This is a genomic window from Ruficoccus amylovorans, assembly GCF_014230085.1.
GTDB lineage: Bacteria > Verrucomicrobiota > Verrucomicrobiia > Opitutales > Cerasicoccaceae > Ruficoccus > Ruficoccus amylovorans.
This window is the reverse complement of record NZ_JACHVB010000035.1, coordinates 137030-152393: the sequence shown is the minus strand read 5'-3', so window position 1 is coordinate 152393 and position 15364 is coordinate 137030. Positions and strand designations below refer to the sequence as shown.

The 15364-nt window shown below is 60.9% G+C and carries 17 protein-coding genes; all 17 read right to left on the bottom strand.

The features are described from left to right. Window positions 1–38 precede the first annotated feature (38 nt). From H5P28_RS12295 to flhA, 17 genes are read right to left on the bottom strand one after another with little or no spacing between them, the layout of a single operon-like run. Window positions 39–1610, bottom strand: a complete 1572-nt coding sequence (locus H5P28_RS12295) for a hypothetical protein (protein ID WP_185676004.1) — start codon at window positions 1608–1610, stop codon at window positions 39–41. Window positions 1611–1642: 32 nt separating this feature from the next. Then, window positions 1643–2644 carry a flagellin N-terminal helical domain-containing protein gene (locus H5P28_RS12290; RefSeq protein ID WP_185676003.1) on the bottom strand — a complete coding sequence of 334 codons (1002 nt, stop codon included), beginning with the start codon at window positions 2642–2644 and terminating at the stop codon, window positions 1643–1645. Between the two features lie 20 nt (window positions 2645–2664). After that, entirely contained in the window at window positions 2665–4125 is a 1461-nt protein-coding gene (flgK, locus tag H5P28_RS12285; protein WP_185676002.1) for a flagellar hook-associated protein FlgK, read from the bottom strand. 4 nt (window positions 4126–4129) lie between these two features. Further along, complete coding sequence (gene flgN, locus H5P28_RS12280) at window positions 4130–4648, bottom strand: flagellar export chaperone FlgN (RefSeq protein ID WP_185676001.1); 519 nt, start codon at window positions 4646–4648, stop codon at window positions 4130–4132. After that, a complete protein-coding gene (locus H5P28_RS12275) occupies window positions 4645–4974 on the bottom strand; it encodes a hypothetical protein (RefSeq protein WP_185676000.1) in 330 nt (109 codons plus the stop codon). The genes flgN and H5P28_RS12275 overlap by 4 nt, the downstream gene beginning before the upstream one ends. Beyond that, window positions 4971–6062, bottom strand: coding sequence for a flagellar basal body P-ring protein FlgI (locus H5P28_RS12270; RefSeq protein ID WP_185675999.1), 1092 nt, complete (start codon window positions 6060–6062; stop codon window positions 4971–4973). The genes H5P28_RS12275 and H5P28_RS12270 overlap by 4 nt, the downstream gene beginning before the upstream one ends. A gap of 21 nt (window positions 6063–6083) precedes the next feature. After that, window positions 6084–6722 carry a flagellar basal body L-ring protein FlgH gene (locus H5P28_RS12265; protein ID WP_185675998.1) on the bottom strand — a complete coding sequence of 213 codons (639 nt, stop codon included), beginning with the start codon at window positions 6720–6722 and terminating at the stop codon, window positions 6084–6086. Continuing rightward, complete coding sequence (gene flgA / locus H5P28_RS12260; protein ID WP_185675997.1) at window positions 6709–7545, bottom strand: flagellar basal body P-ring formation chaperone FlgA; 837 nt, start codon at window positions 7543–7545, stop codon at window positions 6709–6711. The genes H5P28_RS12265 and flgA overlap by 14 nt, the downstream gene beginning before the upstream one ends. Beyond that, window positions 7542–8330: a flagellar basal-body rod protein FlgG gene (gene flgG, locus H5P28_RS12255; protein WP_185675996.1), complete on the bottom strand. Its 789-nt coding sequence runs from the start codon at window positions 8328–8330 to the stop codon at window positions 7542–7544. The genes flgA and flgG overlap by 4 nt, the downstream gene beginning before the upstream one ends. A 29-nt stretch (window positions 8331–8359) precedes the next feature. Beyond that, entirely contained in the window at window positions 8360–9091 is a 732-nt protein-coding gene (locus tag H5P28_RS12250; protein WP_185675995.1) for a flagellar hook-basal body protein, read from the bottom strand. After that, window positions 9088–9399, bottom strand: a complete 312-nt coding sequence (locus H5P28_RS12245) for a hypothetical protein (RefSeq protein ID WP_185675994.1) — start codon at window positions 9397–9399, stop codon at window positions 9088–9090. Before H5P28_RS12245 ends, H5P28_RS12250 begins: the two co-directional genes overlap by 4 nt. Window positions 9400–9407: 8 nt before the next feature. Further along, on the bottom strand, window positions 9408–10139 hold the full coding sequence (locus tag H5P28_RS12240; RefSeq protein ID WP_185675993.1) for a flagellar motor protein MotB: 732 nt from the start codon (window positions 10137–10139) through the stop codon (window positions 9408–9410). A 13-nt stretch (window positions 10140–10152) separates the two neighbouring features. Further along, window positions 10153–11016, bottom strand: coding sequence for a motility-associated protein (locus H5P28_RS12235; RefSeq protein WP_185675992.1), 864 nt, complete (start codon window positions 11014–11016; stop codon window positions 10153–10155). A 24-nt stretch (window positions 11017–11040) separates the two neighbouring features. Beyond that, window positions 11041–11862, bottom strand: a complete 822-nt coding sequence (locus H5P28_RS12230) for a sigma-70 family RNA polymerase sigma factor (protein ID WP_185675991.1) — start codon at window positions 11860–11862, stop codon at window positions 11041–11043. Further along, window positions 11852–12073: a hypothetical protein gene (locus H5P28_RS12225; RefSeq protein ID WP_185675990.1), complete on the bottom strand. Its 222-nt coding sequence runs from the start codon at window positions 12071–12073 to the stop codon at window positions 11852–11854. The genes H5P28_RS12230 and H5P28_RS12225 overlap by 11 nt, the downstream gene beginning before the upstream one ends. Next, window positions 12070–13164, bottom strand: a complete 1095-nt coding sequence (locus tag H5P28_RS12220) for a hypothetical protein (protein ID WP_185675989.1) — start codon at window positions 13162–13164, stop codon at window positions 12070–12072. The genes H5P28_RS12225 and H5P28_RS12220 overlap by 4 nt, the downstream gene beginning before the upstream one ends. 12 nt (window positions 13165–13176) lie before the next feature. Next, the gene (gene flhA / locus H5P28_RS12215; protein ID WP_185675988.1) at window positions 13177–15363 is read right to left on the bottom strand and encodes a flagellar biosynthesis protein FlhA; all 2187 of its coding nucleotides are present in this window, start codon (window positions 15361–15363) and stop codon (window positions 13177–13179) included. Between the last annotated feature and the right edge of the window lies 1 nt (window position 15364).

Below are 15364 nucleotides of genomic sequence, written 5' to 3'. Positions count from 1 at the left end.
AGAAGCACGTTGCGAATTTTCCTGTCCCATGAGTGATCTCAGCCGCTTGCGAACCACCTGCCATTGGCCGCGGAATTTTCCAACTGCGCGAGTGTGGACTCATCGAGCCCGCGCTGCACGGCGAAGGCGGAGGCCGCGCTAAAAATCTGATCGCTGATAACGCCGAGTCGCGCCTGAGAAGTGGTGGAGGCAAAAAAGCTATCGGCGCTCGCCCCCCCGAGGATAGTCGAAATCCCCGATAGATTAAGCGGAAGCACCTGCCCTCCGGCCCCACCCGAATTACGGGAGCTGTAGCTTTGCTCGATCTGCGCCTTGGCGGTATCAATCATCTCGCGCTGCGCCTGAATAATCTCGATCGCGTCCGCCAACTGATCGGCGTAGGCCTTGAAATCAAACTCTTCCACCGGGGGCTTCGCCAGCCGGTAATCGAGGAAAGCGGTCAAGCTCGCCTTCTGATCGCCAAAGCCCGTGTTCTTCCAGTCGAAGGCCAGGCCGTTGCCGAAATCGACCTCAGTCGTGCCCTCGGCTGAAAGGTCCACATCGAAGAGGTATCTCTGCAATCGACCCAGTTCGTCCTTGAGGCGCACCCGCGACTGCGCACCGTTGTAGTCCACCTCCACGGTGTAGCGTCCGCCCTCGGCAGCCGTGACCCCGGTGGCGATCGGGTTCATGTGCGGGGCGAGCGCCTCCAGGCTGGTGCTGCCGATTCGGATTCTGCCCGGAAAGGACATAGTAACCGAGTCTTCAGGCGGTTCATCGCCGGTGCGCAGGATGTACTCGTCGATGCGCCGGTAGTTGAGCGTCGCCGAAAGCTTCGCCGGCCCGTTGCGCTCGTAATCGTATTTATCGTAGGTGGCGAAGAGGTTGAATTTTTCAAAGGAAAGGCGTATGCCCGCGTCAAAATCCACCCACTCCCGCCCGTCACCGGAGAGGTCCACCCCGTCCTGCTTTTCGATCAGGTTCCCTTCGAGGTCGCGCAACTCGACACTGGAGTTCGCCCCCTGATAGGTGATGCCGAGCTTGTAGGCGCCGCTCTCCAATTCCAGAGCGGGATTTCCGCCGGGCAGGAAAGCGGCGCTTTCGATGTCCAGACCGACGATGTCATAGGCCTGGTTGACGATCGCGTCCTCCAGCCCGTAGCTAACCGCGACTTCGGCCCCGACCCGGGTCTGGGAAAGGTTCAGCGAGTCCTCGCCGTACGTCAGGAGCTTGTCGGGATTGAGCTGGATATCTGAAAAACCCTCCCCCAGGCTCAGAGAGATGGGGTCGCCGGTGAACACCGCCCGGTCATTGAACCGGATCGCTTCCACCACCTGGTCGAAGCCCGCGCCCAGGCTGCGCAATTGCCCGTAGATATCCTGCCGCGCGCGTTCGGTACGGGCGGACGCGCCCTTTCCCGCCAGCTCCAGCATGGTGAACAGATTCCCCTCAAGCGTTTCGAGACGCGTGGAGGCCCCGGTAACCAGCCGATACGAAGCCTCGATATCCGGACTGCGGATCGTGCCGGTCTCTTCTCCCAGTTTCGACTGTCCGACACGGTTCTCCCGCGTCCGGGCAAATGCCAGCGGATTGAGAAAATCGGCGATTTGCGTCGATGAGAGAGAGTCCATCGTCGGTTTCTACGGTTGCGGGGACAAAATATTTAGCGCAGATAATCAAGCAGCGAAAGACCCATGATCCGTGAGCTGGAACTGAGAGCCGCCTCATAGGCGCTCTGGCTGTTTCGAAAGCGGACGATTGTCTCCGCCAGGTCGATATCGAGTTCCTTTGAGACGGTATCCTCCAGTTGCTGAAAACGGCTCGCGTTGATGCCTTCGAGCGTTTCGATCCCGTTGATAAGCGTGCCGGTTTCGAGCATGCCGAGGTTCAGCGCCTCCTGCCCATCGTCAAGGCTGTCGGCCATGCCTTCCAGTGCCGCGTGGTCTTCCTGAAAGCCGGCGTCGCGGGCGGCAATCATCCGATTAAAATACGCCGCCTGCTCCTGGCTGGCGGTCACGTCTGGAAAAGGTGAAAGCTCCGAGCGTTCCCCCACCCGGTAGGTCAGTTCCTGCCCGGCCTGCGCGGTGCCGGTGAAACGCACAAAGGCGATCCGCCCCACCAGTTCGTCCGGCACGGTAACGGGCCCCGACTGCGCTGGTGGCAGCCCGGTGGCCGGGTCCACTGGTTGAGTCGCGTCCACAAGCACGTCACCCGCCTGATAACGTACCACCGTGTAAGGTGGTACGGACGCGTGCCCGCCGCCGAAAACATACTGGCCATCGACATCGGTATTGCCGAGAGGAATAGCCTGCTCAAGCAGTTGGTCCATCTGCGAAGCCTGGCCCGCCAGTTCGGTGGCGTCCGTCATTTCGGCCATGCGTTGCAAGCTGCCGATAGCCTTGTCCGCCACGGACTTGAGCTGCTCCATCGCGAACAAAGCTCCCTCTGCGACACCGCGGGCTTGGTTCAAGTTATTGGATAAGGCCTGCAACTGTCCCTTGCGGCTGGAAATGCCCATCACCCGGTCGGCTGTGGCGGGCGCCTCAGCTGCGCTCTGGATGCGCTGACCACTGCTGAGCTGAATCTGTAAACGGTTCTGCTCCTGATTGAGCCGGCTGAGCTGGCCGATCAGTTGGTTATTGTTCTGGTTGTAAGATATTCTCATGGGCAAGAGAGGCTGGAGAGTCAGCTTCTAAGCTGGTTAATGACGGTATCGAGCATTTCCGAAAGGGTGTTGAACACGCGCGAACTCGCCTGAAAGGCCTGCTGGTACTGCACGAGGTTGGCGACCTCCTCGTCCATGGAGACACCGCTTTCACCCGCCCGACGAGACAGCAAAAGCTCTTCGATGTCACCTTGGGCATTCAGGCTATCCTGCAACTGGGACGTCTGCACGGCGAGCTTGCTCACCAGGCTACGCGGAAAGTCTCCCAGGCTGTTCCCGCCCAAGGTCGATGGCCGGGCATCGCGCAGGTCCGCGAGGGCTCGGGCGAGGTCGTTACCGCTCTCACCGGTGGCGCTGCGCAGGCTGGACGCGCTGAGGGCCTCGAAGGCCGGCGAGTCGCTATGCTCAAAGAGTGCGATCGAGGCGGCGGTAACCGCGGTTCCAACGCCGGGCGGCGTGGGCTGGCCAAAAAAGTTGGCCTCGGAAACCTCGCCAGTGGCCGGAGGTCCGGCGGTGGCGGCCGCATACGGACGATGGTACAGAGTGTTGACCTGCTCCGCCACCGAAGCGGCCAGCGCGTCCAGGTCCGAGCGGGCCTGGCCTGTCACTTCTTTCAGCGAACGCGAAAGGGCCCCCAGCCTGCCCTGTTCGGGCTGAAAAGCCTCCCCCCCTCCCGGAAGCTGGTAACGGTCAGACTCGGCATCGTAGCTCAGAGTCCGGGGGCCAGCCGCGTCCAGCAGAATCCGGTCCTCGCCAACGGAGGTCGTCAGGCTGAGAGTGACGGTCCCGTTGGCCTGCTCGTTCGCATGGATCCCCGCGCTCTGGGCCAGGTTCTCCAGCAGTTGCTGTCGGCGGTCACGCAGGTCCGCGGCCGTTTCCCGCCCGCCGCTTTCCACGCGGGCGATGCGCAGATTCAGCTCATGGACTTCGGCGAGCTGCCCGTTGAGCGACTCCACCTCCGAAGCCGCGCTCTGGCGTGCGTTTTTCTCGATCTCTCCAAGTTGCTGATCGACGCGGTGAAAAGTGTCCACGAGGGTTTCGGCGCTTGCCATCACCTGGGTGCGACGGGCGGCGTCCCCGGGGTTGGACGACCACTCCTCGAACGCGTTGAAAAAACCATCCAGGGCGCTACGGATACCGTTCCCTCCCTCGGCGGCATCATCAATGAACTGCGGATCGTCGAGCCGGTCGATGGATTCCCCCAGAGCCGTCAACGTCTGCGAGGCGATGTCCGCCCGAACCTCCAGCCCGGCCCGGGTGCCACCCTGGGCCGCGATCTGGGCATCCAGCAACCTGTTGCGGACCTGCTCGATGGAGACGGATGCCCCTCCGGTGTAAACATTCGCCCCTGTCGTGACCCGCTGCCGCGCGTAGGCGGCGTTGTTGACATTGGCGATGTTCTTGCCCGTCAGTTCAACCGCCAGTCCGTGAGCGCGCAGAGCACCTGCGGTCGATGACAAACTGGAGAAGAGGCCCGACATAGGTTTAAGCGTGTTGGTTGGTTAAGCTCCCCGCTGCTGCCTTTGGGGCACTGGCGACGCCTCCTTGCGAGTAGAGGGAGAGCGACTGTTGCTGGAAACCGGCGGCAGCCAGAACCGCCTGCCCGATTTCCCAGGCCTTACGATAAAGCACACGGCTAGAAGAAAGATAGCGGCGAGTCTCCCGAATCAGGCGGTTGACCTCGCGCAGCCGCTCCTCGATCAAGGGGGCGTTTTCAGGGAGCGCCGCCTGGGTCATCTCGATAATGCCCATCTCGCCGGACAGCCCGAGATCCTCCCGCAAAGCAGTGACCAACTCCCCGCGCCGTTGTTGTAATTCGTTGAGCACGACGGCCTGTTTTTCCAGTTGCACGTTTAATTCGAGAATGGCGGGTGGGTCCTGAGCGATCAGGGCGGCGCGTTGATCTTCGAGGTGCCGAAAAAGCCGCCCGTACTGAGCCACTTCTTCACGCAACAACTCTGCCAGCTCATCCCAGCCGGCGATACATACCTCATTATTGTTCATTGGTTGTTCTGGTTAGATGGCGATGGGTCCTGTTCGGCAAATCCGGAAAGCTGGTGCTGGAGCAGTGTGGCCAAGCCGAAGACCTCGCGTTCCGCGAGACTGTCGGATAATACTTGGGTCACCATGTACTGGTACACGTGCGCATTGCCGCCCTCGCCTTCCGGGGTGGCCGAGAGCAGGGGCTTGAGCGCGTCCCCGAGAAACTGGCGCAGGAATACGGCCTCGAACTGCTGGGAGGCCTCGGCCAAATTGGTTACAGGTGGCCCGTCACCCGGCTGAGAAGCCGGAGCGGACGACGCGGTGACACTGGGTGTGACAGGGTTCATTCGATGATAAGTTCGGCCTGGAGGGCGCCGGCGGTTTTCAGGGCCTGGAGGATAGACATCATGTCGCGGGGACTGACGCCGAGCGAATTCAGAGCCGTCGTGAGGTCTTGAAGGGTCGGCGCTTTATCCAGATAGCGGAATCCACCGGCACGCTCGGTTACGTTCAGGTCCGTGGAACTGGTGACAACCGTCTTGCCGTTGCTGAAGGCATTGGGCTGGCTGACGACCGGCGTACGCGCCACCGACACGGTGATATTGCCGTGGTTGATGGCGACCTCCGAAAGGCGCACCTCCGCCGTCGCCACGATCGTCCCGCTGCGCTCGTTAACCACCACCCGCGCGACCGTGTCCGGTTCGACTTCGATCGACTGCACGGAGGCGATAAACGTCATCTCCTCGCCCTGGTACTGAGCGGGCACCTGCACCCGAATCGCGTTGGGAGAAAGCGCACGGGCAGCAGCCGGAAAATACGTGTTGATTTTTTCAGCCATCGATACGGCTGAGACATAGTCAGGATTTTGCAGAAAAAGGGTGAACGCCTGGTTATCGAGCACGCGCGTCTGAATCTCCCGTTCCACAATCGCCCCTCCGGGAATAATACCCACCGTGGGATGATTCTGCTGGACGGATGCCTGCTGGTCACCGACGGAAAAACCGCCCACCAGCACCGCACCCTGCGCAACCGCGTACACCTGCTCATCCGCACCCAGCAGCGGTGTCTGCAAGAGCGTGCCGCCGTAAATACTGTCGGCGTCACCGAGCGAGGAAACGAGAACATCGAGCCGCTCGCCCGGCTTAACGAAGGCGGGAATGTCCACCGTGATCATGACCGCGGCCACATTCTTGGACCGGAGTTTGTCGGCGGGCACGGACACTCCGAAGCGCTGGAGCATGTTGGCAATGCTCTGCACGGTAAAGGTGGACTGCTGGCTGTCGCCATCCCCGGCCAGCCCAACGACCAGCCCGTAGCCGACGAGCTGGTTCTCGCGGTCTCCCTGCAGCGTGGTGACGTCCTTGATGCGCGAGGCCCCGGCGGAAGCCGTGCCAGCCAGCATCAAAAAGAGGAGGATGTACAGGCGCTTAACCATGGTGAGAGTTACACGAATCGGTTAAAAGGGGCTGAGGTAATCGTAGATGCGGTTGAGCCAACCCTCGCGCTGGGCCTCGGTAAGCGAACCCTCGGCGACAAACTCGACCTCAGCGTCGGCGATGCGCGACGAGCTCACCATGTTATCCGGGGAAATGTCATCCGGACGAATCTGGCCGCGCAGGACCGCGTAGTTGATCTCGTTGGCGAGAACGACGCGACGCAATCCCTCGACCACGAGCACGCCGTTGGGCAAGCGGTCAATCACCACCACGGAAATATGAGAGTCCACCCGCTGCTGATCGGTGATCGAACCGCCGCCGGAGAATTCGCGGTTGGCCCCCCACCCCAGGGCTGGCAACTCGCCTCCCATAGTCAGAGCCGGGTAAACGGCGGGCGAGTAAAAGAAGCGGGTGATCCCGTCGTTGACCGAACTGCTCTTGTCCACGTTGCTTTCCTTCTTCGAGGATATGGCGGCCCGCTCCTCGATCACCACCGTCACGATGTCGCCGATGTTGCTGGCGATGCGGTCGGCAAACATATTCCTGGCGCCCACGCGGGCGTTCCAGAGCGAGCCCGTGCGCCCGTCGATAGCAATCGCGGAGACCGGCAGGCAAAGTAGAACCAAGGCTGAAGCTGTAGGGATATCAGGGAGTTTCATGATTTTTCCGAAGCTGGATGTTTACTTTTTGCGACTCTGTGACGGTACCTGAAATCTCGCGGCTGGTATCGATGTTGCGCAGGCGGACCTGATCGCCGACCTGGCCGTCCTCCAGCGCTACCGCCGGCATGCGGATGGACAGGGCGCCGTGGTTGACATTGACCTGCACAATATCGCCGCGCCGGATTGCCGGGCGCACCCGCACATCGTCCCAGGTCAGGACGCGGTTCACGGACACCGGACGGGCCAGCTCATAGCCGCTGAGGTCAGTGGACGCGGCGATGGCCTTGTCCGGCAGGCGCGCATCCAACATCTCGACCGTGTAAATCTGCGGGGAGACGGGCACGGCCTCGCGCCCCAGGCTTTCGCCCGCCATCCAGACCTTGCGGGTATGCGTCGTCTGCATCGGCAGCCGCCAGTTGCCTACGGCCTCGCCGTCGATTTTGATTCCGAAGTGCGCCGTCCAAAGGCCCTGATAGCTGGGCGCGTACGAGTTCTTTAAAGACAGCTCCCAGGCCGCGTCGGGCTCCAGGGGAAGCGGCGTCCAGGCTGCGGTGCTACTCATCTCGATACGCTCGTCCTCCGACAGGTTCCGGTTCAGCGCGCCGGTCAATGCCTCCACGACATCGGCCAACGCGATGACGCGTCCCGGTGCCTTCGTCGGCTCAACCGGCGGTTGTGGCGGCTCCGGCGCGGGCGTTTCACGCTGGATCAGCGGACGCAGAATCTCAGCCAGACTCGGAGGGGCGACGGATTCGGCGTAAGCCGAAGCCGCCAGTGCCACGACTGACGCCGCGGCAAGAATCGGGCAGGCGTATCTCATCGCTTCAACTGGCTGACGATTTTCATCATTTCTTCAGAAGTCTGGATGGCCTTGGAATTGATTTCGTAGGCCCGCTGCGCCGTGATCATGTTCACCATTTCCTCGACGACGTTGACGTTGGAGCTCTCCACGTAGCCCTGGAGCAAGCGGCCGTAGCCGTCCTGCGCGGGTGTTCCCTGCACCGCTGTGCCGCTGGCCTCCGACTCTTCGTAGAGGTTCCCGCCGATGCTGCGGAGTCCGCCGGGATTGTTGAAGCGGACCAGTTGGAAAGTGAACAGCAGGTTCTGGTTACCCTGGCCATCGGTCACCGTGACCTCTCCGGTCGGCGCGATCGTGACCGCTACCGTCCCCTCCGGGATGGCGGCGGCACCGCTGAGGATGGGGTACCCCTGGCTGTTGGTGATCTGGCCGTCCGAGGAGACTTTCAGTGAACCGTCACGCGTGTAGGCGGTACTGCCGTCCGGCATCTGGACTTCGAGGAAGCCCTGCCCGTCGATGGCAACGTCCATGCGCTCACCGGTTTCACGCATGGTGCCCTGCGTGAAGACGCGGGAGGTGGCCACGACCTGAGCGCCGTTGCCCATCTCCACGTTGGAGGGCAAGACACCGCCGTCGGCAGTCTGGCTCCCGGCCTCGCGCTGGCGCTGGTAGAGCATGTCCTGAAACTCGATCTTACCGCGCTTGAACCCCGTCGTGTTGGCATTGGCGAGGTTGTTGGCAATGGTGTTGAGCTGGAGCTGCTGGGCCTCCATCCCACTGGCCGAACTGTGCAACGAGAGTAACATGGTCTGTCCTTTTTTTTGGGGGGGTAAAGTTATTCTGAGAACGTGCGGATCGCCTGCTGAGCCCGCTGGTCTCCCTCTTCAATCAGCTTCTGGATCAACTCGTAGGAGCGGGCGGCATCAATGAGCCCCACCATCTCCTGCATGGGCTGCACCTGGCTTCCGGCCAGGCTTCCCTGGACCACGGAGGGGTACTCCACCGGGAAGGCCCCGGCCTGCCCGGAGGCATCACTGAAGAATCCTCCGCCCTGAACCAGGAGCGCGTCGGGATTCTTGAAATCGGTGACTCTTAATTTTCCGACCAGTTCGTCGTTGACGGTAATGGCGCCGTCTCGCGAGACGGAAAAAACCGCCCCGTCCGGCGGGATTTCGAGCGGGCCGCCGTCACCGAGTACTTTGTATCCAAATTTGTTCACAAGGAAGCCGTCGGCGTTGATGTGAAACTCCCCGTCGCGGGTATAAAGGGTCTTGCCGCCACCGTCCTGCACGGCAAAAAAGCTCCCGTCCTCCAGGGCGAAATCGTACGGGCTGCCCGTGGCCCGCATCGGCGATGGACCCTCGGTGATGCGGGTGAGCGTATGCATCGGCAGCAGCGCCTGCGGGGCATTCGCCCCCATATCGGCCTCAAGCGCCTTGCCTTCCACCACAAAAGTTTCCGGCCGGTAACCGGGCGTGGTGAGGTTGGCCAGGTTGGTCGCCAGCACTTGCTGGTAGCGCTCCAGGGAATAGAGCCGATAGGCGCCGGTATGGAGTCCGATATTCATTGCTCCTGCATCTGAGCATCCGCCGTACCATTCTGCTGAACCAGGTCGTAGGAACAACGAATCTCGGTGACTTCACCGCACGCGCACCGCACGCGAATGAGTTCTATTACGCCATTCTTTTCAATGACTTCCAAATCCTTCTTGCTATCGAAAGAACAGGCATTGGCCAGCGGCATGGGCGGTTCATTTTCATTGTTTTTTCCGGTCAGGTAAGTCGCCAGGCTCTTGAACCTGGAGGAATATTCTGCCGGCACGGAGGAGGTTTTTTCCGCGATCTTTTGCGATGAATGAAGGGGGTAGCTATCCATCTTGGTAACTATTTATTGTTATCTTTTTCGGGCTTATTATCGTTCAAAGAGAGCGACAGGGAAATACGCTGCGGACGGGTATCCGGGTTGCCATCCGCCGGCAGTTTGCTGTCTCCGTAACCGCTCACGCGCGAAAATTTCAGATCGCCGCCGGAGTAAAAGTCCAGCGCCCGGCGGATCGCGTTAGCCCGGTCGGCGGACAACTCCCAAACGCTGTAGCCCTCCTGCCCGGGCTTCATGTCGGCGGGGACCACATGTCCATCGATGACAATGGAGAAATTGTAGCGAACCAACAGCCAGGCCAGGTTCTGGACCAGGAACGTCCCCCAGGGAGTCAACTCGTCGGTGCCTTGTTTGAAAAGCGAGACCTCTTCGCGGTCGAATATTTTCATGCGCAGGCCGTCATCGGTCAGGGAAATCTCGACCGGGGATTTCTCCAGCTCGCGATCGATCTCCAGCGCGCGATAGAAGTCCCGCACGATGCTTTTGAGGATGGCTGGGTCCACCCGGTCGAAGAATGCCTCTTCATTCATCCGCTGGCCGCGTCCGTCGTAATCTCCCAAGTCTATCTGCGAGCGCCCGGACTCGCGGTCGAAGGGGCTGGGAGGATTTCGGAAGTATTCTTGCAGATGTTCCAGCAAATCTTGCTCGGAGCCCAGTATCCACAGCACCATGAACAAAGCCATCATCGCCGTGATAAAGTCGGCGTAGGCCACTTTCCATGCTCCACCTTTTGCCATCGAAATATCCTCTTTAACGTGCGCTCATCATTTCCTTGAGCCGGACCTCAAGGTCGTCCGCCTCCGGGCGCTCAGAGCTGAGCAGCGCGCGTCGGGCCATTTCCACCGACATCAGCGGTGCCAGTCCGTTGGCAAAGCCGACGAGGCCATTGCCGATGAGGCGGTAGTAGCGCAGTTCGGTCTCGTTATTGGTTTCGATCAGGGTCGTCAGCGGGTTGATAAAGCCGTAGGCGCCCAGCACTCCCAGAAAGGTTCCGGTAAGCGCGGCTGCCACCTTATGACCGACCGTCTCGGCCCCTTCGGCCACGCTGCCCATGGTCAGGATGATGCCAAGCACCGCCGCGCAAATCCCGATGCCCGGAAACGAGTCGCCGACCATCTGGAGAATGTGTACCGGTTTTTTCTGCTCTTCGCGGATGGTCTCGATCTCCGCATGCACCATTCCCTGGACCTGCTCGGGCTTGATGCGTCCATCGACGATCGGGCGCAAGTTGTCGAACAGGAACTGAACCGCGCGCGGGTTCTTGTAGAATGACGGATACTTTGAACAGATACTGCTTTCCTCCGGGTTGGCCAGATGCTCTTCCAGCGCCAGGAGCCCGTCTTTGCGTGCCAACATGAAGAACTGATAGAGCATCTTCATGATGTCGTCGAATGCGCGCTTGGGGACCGGACCACCCCTGAAAGCCTGGAGCACCTTCACCATGATTGCCTTGAGGACGGACAACGGACTGGCGATGATCATCACTCCCAGGCAGATCCCCAGCACCGTGATGAACTCGCTGATGTGCCAAAGGACCAGTACGTTCCCGCCCCCGATGGACAGGCCCGTGTAGATCGAGCCGAGCACGACGATGAAACCGATGATGACAATCATATCAAATGGGATGTTGGGGGTTCGCTAGGAAGCTTTGAGGTCCGCCTTTGTCAGGTCGTTCATGTAAACGCGCAGGCTTCGGATCGCCTTGGTGTGAATCTGACAGATCCTCGATTCGCTCAGCCCGAACGCCTCCCCGATTTCGGACAGGCGGAAGTCTTTGAAGTAATACATGTGCAGGATCTTCCTCTCCAGATCGGGCATCTGATCGAGGCGTTGGCGTAACAGCTTGATGAAATCGTCTTTTTCCAGACGCTCTGCCGCCGAAGTCTCGTTGGGGTCGTCGATCGTCTCGCCGATGGTGCCGCCATTGGAGTGATCACTCAGCGGCTGGTCGAAAGAAAGGAAACTGACCGGCCGCAGTTGGTCCAGCAAGACATTGAAGCTTTCGCGGTCCAGCGATAACTCGGCGCGGATCTCCTCCTCTGTCGCGGGCCGCCCGTGGTGCTGCTCGACTTGGAGGACGGCGGCGTCGTACTGACGTTTCTTTTTGCGAACCGAACGCGACATGACGTCGAGTCGGCGCAGTTCGTCCACAATGGCGCCCCGCACGCGCAACCGCACGTACCCGCCGAAGCTCTCGACCGTGTCGTCGGCCTTGAAGCGCTTGAAGGCCTTCATCAAGGCGCATACGGCGACGCCGTTCAACTCCTCGCTGTCGATGAAGTCGGGCAGATAAACACGGGCGCGGGTAATCTCCTCACGCACGATGGGCAGGAAATCTACTGCATAACGACGCGCGTCGGGAGAGTCGCCAGGCAAACAGGTTTTACTCTGATAGGCCTGCGTCACACTGTGGGCCAGTTGGCCGCTACCAGCGGTATTCTGATATGTCTTACTGCTCATCTACCTGCTCCTTTCTCTTGTGACGTTTCTGGGCCACTTCTATCAACGCCTGCATGAAGACGCGTTGGAGGTTTTTAAATAAAAAGGCCATCACGAGACATCCGATCATCCCATCCCGGAGCGCGTCATCGATCTGACCGCTGCGAAAGAAAACGACGAGGAAGCTCATGCAAAACCCGATCAGGCCACCGACTAGGAAAAAATTGCTCATAGGGGAAAAGTTTTGGATAAAAGGTAATCGAAACGCTCATCCACGTAATCGGCCGCTACGTTGGGCCCGGTGGAGAAGAACAAGATCGGACGCTCGATATCCAGAAGCGGTGTCCACAGGTCGCCAAAGTAGACCAACTCGTCCAGGTGTGTATAAACCTGGTGCGTCACATTGAGGAGTCTGCCCACCTCGCTGAAACGCTTGTGCACGGAAGGGCCGTAGGCAGCGTTTTGCACGAAGATGCGCCCAGTGATCCCAAAGTCGTCGAGCACCTCTCGAATCCGCCCCTGTTCGGCCTCGGATTGCAACGCGAAGCCGGGAATATCGATATAAACGGGCTCCTGCCCCTGGGGATCGATGTCCGCCGGGGAGGGCAGACACTCGACGCCGAAGATGTCGGCGTAGAGGTTAAGGCCATTGTCCAAATGCGGCTTGTCCACTTCGAGGCGCACGACCTGCGGCTTGATACCCTTTTCGAAGACATCACGCGCGAGCAGCTTACAGATGGCTGTCGTCTTTCCCGCGCCTGCTCCACCGATAAAGGCCAGCACGCGTGGCACGCGCGGACGCCCCACCCGCTCAGCATACCGCCGCAGCCAGGCCGCCGCCTTCGGAAGCCCTTCCTCCGGCGAAAGTTCTTGCAGACTGCGCCACTCGGGCGCCCCCTCCAGCCGGGCCAGTAACTCAGGGGCGAAGCCCGCCTCTTCCAGAAACTGGCGGCAGGACCTGGCCGTCTTCCGGCGTCCGTTCATCCAGGGCTTCCGATCAATGGCGGGAGAGGTTTCGCCCTCGCTCCTGCGCGCTCGTCCATCGGCGTCTTCACGCGAAATCTCAAGGGCGGAGGCCTCCGCGGAGGGGCCGGTCTCCGCGCGGCTCAGCGACGGTGCAGAAGGTGCAGCCGGACGGCGCCGGGCGATGACCTCCAACTGTGGAGCTGTCAGGAGCGAACGCAGTCCGCTGGAGCGGACCTGCTTGACCGACAGGACCTCGCCCTCCTCGCCGAAGCGTTCCCGCAGGCGGGCGACGGCTTCCTCGGCGTTGCGCACGACAAACCGGATTTTCTGGTTCTCTTCTATTGGGGCAAGGCTCATGGCATTTTCGCGTTAAGCGCTGGCGAGCATTTCCTCTGCGGGGATTTTGAGTCCGGCTGAGCTGATCAGCCCGTAGCTCTCCAGCTTGGTTTCCGGCGGAATCTCCTGATAGGCGAGCACGGCAAGCCGACTGATCGAGGATTCGAAAAAGTTTTTCAGCGCCAGGCGCAGTTCCTGCATGGTGACGAGCACCGGCTCGTATCCCTCCCGTGTCAGTTCAGATGCGAAGTGTTCCAACTGCCCGAGTACGTGCTGGGCGGTGGACGGGTCGAGGGCGAGCCCGACTTCAAACTTCGTACGCTGGATACGGGCGCAGAGGTCACGTTCGAGTCTGGGCTCCAGCGTCATGACTTTCATCCGGCCCGGTTCATATTCAAAGCGCTGAATGAAGTATGGGGCCAAACGGCGGCGCGCGTGCTCGGCCAGCTCGTGCGGAGCTTGTGTGTGCGGTGCCAGGTCGCAGATCGCCTCAAGGATCAGCTCCAGGTGGCGGATGGAAATCCCTTCCCGCAGCAGAAGCTTCAAGACCGCCTGCACGGTGCCGAGCGAGATCTGGCCGGAGAGCGTCTCGTTCACCAGGACCGGGTGCGCTTCCTTGCGCTCGTCGATCAATGACTGCGTCATCTGACGATCGATCAGCTCGTGCGCGTGTTTACGGAAAACTTCGGAAAGGTGCGTGCACAGGACCGTCGCCGCATCGACTACGGTGTATCCGTTCATCTCGGCGGTGGCGCGGGTCGCCTCATCTACCCAGGTTGCATCCAGTCCGAAGACGGGCTCGCGTGTGCGCTCGCCCGGCAGCTCGACTTCACTGCCGGAGACGTTCATCGCCAGGAAGCGGCTTGGCGCCACGCTGCCACGGGCTACGGCCCGCCCGCGCAGGAGGAAGCGGTAGTCGTTCGCCTCCAGTTCGAAGTTGTCGCGCACGGCGACCGTGGGAAGCAGCACGCCCAGCTCCTGGACAAAGCTCCGTCTCAGGCCAGCGATCCTATCCAGCAAGTCTCCACCCTTGTTCTTGTCCGCCAGCCGCAAGGCCGAGTAACCGAGTTCGACAGCGAAGACATCCTCCCGCAGATGCTCGGTCAGCTCTCTGCCTGGCTGGGAACCCTCGGCCTTGTCTGCTCCCGGGGCAGTCTGCGCGGCACCGGTGGCAGCGTCCGCGAGCTGCTTGTCCTCGGGCCAGAGCAACTCCTCGGAATCGTCAAGCAAGCTCTCGAAGTTGACTGCGTCGAGTTTCGCTCGCTTGAGCATCACGGCGAAAAATCCGCTGGCCACGGCCAGGACGGAAAAAGGCAACAGGGGCATTCCCGGCAGGAGTCCGAAAACCAGCATGATGGCTGAGATCGCCGCGAAGGCCCGAGGGTAAAAGCCCAACTGGCGCCCCATGCTGCTGCCCAGGTTCTGGCTATTGGAGGCGCGCGTGGTCAGCAGACCGGCTGCCAGCGACAGGACTAGCGCCGGGAGCTGGGAGACCAAACCGTCCCCGATAGACAGGAGCGAGTACCAGCGCAGGCTGTCGGCCAGCTCCATGCCACGCTGCAGCATGCCGATGGAAATTCCCGCCACGACGTTGATCAGCGTGATCAGGATACCGGCTACCGCGTCGCCGCGAACAAATTTGCTGGCCCCGTCCATCTTGCCGTAAAAGTCGCTCTCGCGCTGAATGCGCTGGCGCCGCACGGTGGCCTTGGCCTCGTCGATGATGCCGGCGTTGAGCTCGGCATCGATAGCCATCTGCTTGCCCGGCATGGCGTCCAGTGTGAAGCGGGCGGCCACCTCGGCGATGCGTCCGGAGCCCTTCGTGATGACGACGAAGTTGACGATGACCAGGATCAGAAAGACGACCGCGCCCACAATGTAGTTTCCGCCCACTACAAATTCACCAAACGAGGCGACGACCTTTCCGGCGTCGCCATTGAGCAGGATGAGCCGCGTCGTAGCGATATTGAGGGAGAGCCGGAACAAGGTCGCGATCAGCAAAATAGAGGGAAAAACCGTGAAGCTGATCGGGTCGCGCACATAAACGATGACCAGCAGGACGAGCGCCGAAAATGCCAGGTTGAGCGCGAGCAGGCTGTCCATGACAAAGGTCGGCACGGGCAGGATCATGATCACGACGACCATGAAGAGCACCCCCGCCAGGACAAAGTCGCCGTTGCGGATCAGGCGCGGGATCACGTTGTTTGAGGCCGCTTGCATG

What these genes read in the sequence shown, in the direction of transcription:
- H5P28_RS12235 (WP_185675992.1), bottom strand. Translation starts at nt 11,016, where the DNA reads ATGATTGTCATCATCGGTTTCATCGTCGTGCTCGGCTCGATCTACACG.
- H5P28_RS12275 (WP_185676000.1), bottom strand. Translation starts at nt 4,974, where the DNA reads ATGAACCCTGTCACACCCAGTGTCACCGCGTCGTCCGCTCCGGCTTCT.
- flgA (WP_185675997.1), bottom strand. Translation starts at nt 7,545, where the DNA reads ATGAGATACGCCTGCCCGATTCTTGCCGCGGCGTCAGTCGTGGCACTG.
- H5P28_RS12230 (WP_185675991.1), bottom strand. Translation starts at nt 11,862, where the DNA reads ATGAGCAGTAAGACATATCAGAATACCGCTGGTAGCGGCCAACTGGCC.
- H5P28_RS12270 (WP_185675999.1), bottom strand. Translation starts at nt 6,062, where the DNA reads ATGGTTAAGCGCCTGTACATCCTCCTCTTTTTGATGCTGGCTGGCACG.
- flhA (WP_185675988.1), bottom strand. Translation starts at nt 15,363, where the DNA reads ATGCAAGCGGCCTCAAACAACGTGATCCCGCGCCTGATCCGCAACGGC.
- flgG (WP_185675996.1), bottom strand. Translation starts at nt 8,330, where the DNA reads ATGTTACTCTCGTTGCACAGTTCGGCCAGTGGGATGGAGGCCCAGCAG.
- H5P28_RS12295 (WP_185676004.1), bottom strand. Translation starts at nt 1,610, where the DNA reads ATGGACTCTCTCTCATCGACGCAAATCGCCGATTTTCTCAATCCGCTG.
- H5P28_RS12250 (WP_185675995.1), bottom strand. Translation starts at nt 9,091, where the DNA reads ATGAATATCGGACTCCATACCGGCGCCTATCGGCTCTATTCCCTGGAG.
- H5P28_RS12240 (WP_185675993.1), bottom strand. Translation starts at nt 10,139, where the DNA reads ATGGCAAAAGGTGGAGCATGGAAAGTGGCCTACGCCGACTTTATCACG.
- H5P28_RS12245 (WP_185675994.1), bottom strand. Translation starts at nt 9,399, where the DNA reads ATGGATAGCTACCCCCTTCATTCATCGCAAAAGATCGCGGAAAAAACC.
- H5P28_RS12265 (WP_185675998.1), bottom strand. Translation starts at nt 6,722, where the DNA reads ATGAAACTCCCTGATATCCCTACAGCTTCAGCCTTGGTTCTACTTTGC.
- H5P28_RS12225 (WP_185675990.1), bottom strand. Translation starts at nt 12,073, where the DNA reads ATGAGCAATTTTTTCCTAGTCGGTGGCCTGATCGGGTTTTGCATGAGC.
- flgN (WP_185676001.1), bottom strand. Translation starts at nt 4,648, where the DNA reads ATGAACAATAATGAGGTATGTATCGCCGGCTGGGATGAGCTGGCAGAG.
- H5P28_RS12290 (WP_185676003.1), bottom strand. Translation starts at nt 2,644, where the DNA reads ATGAGAATATCTTACAACCAGAACAATAACCAACTGATCGGCCAGCTC.
- flgK (WP_185676002.1), bottom strand. Translation starts at nt 4,125, where the DNA reads ATGTCGGGCCTCTTCTCCAGTTTGTCATCGACCGCAGGTGCTCTGCGC.
- H5P28_RS12220 (WP_185675989.1), bottom strand. Translation starts at nt 13,164, where the DNA reads ATGAGCCTTGCCCCAATAGAAGAGAACCAGAAAATCCGGTTTGTCGTG.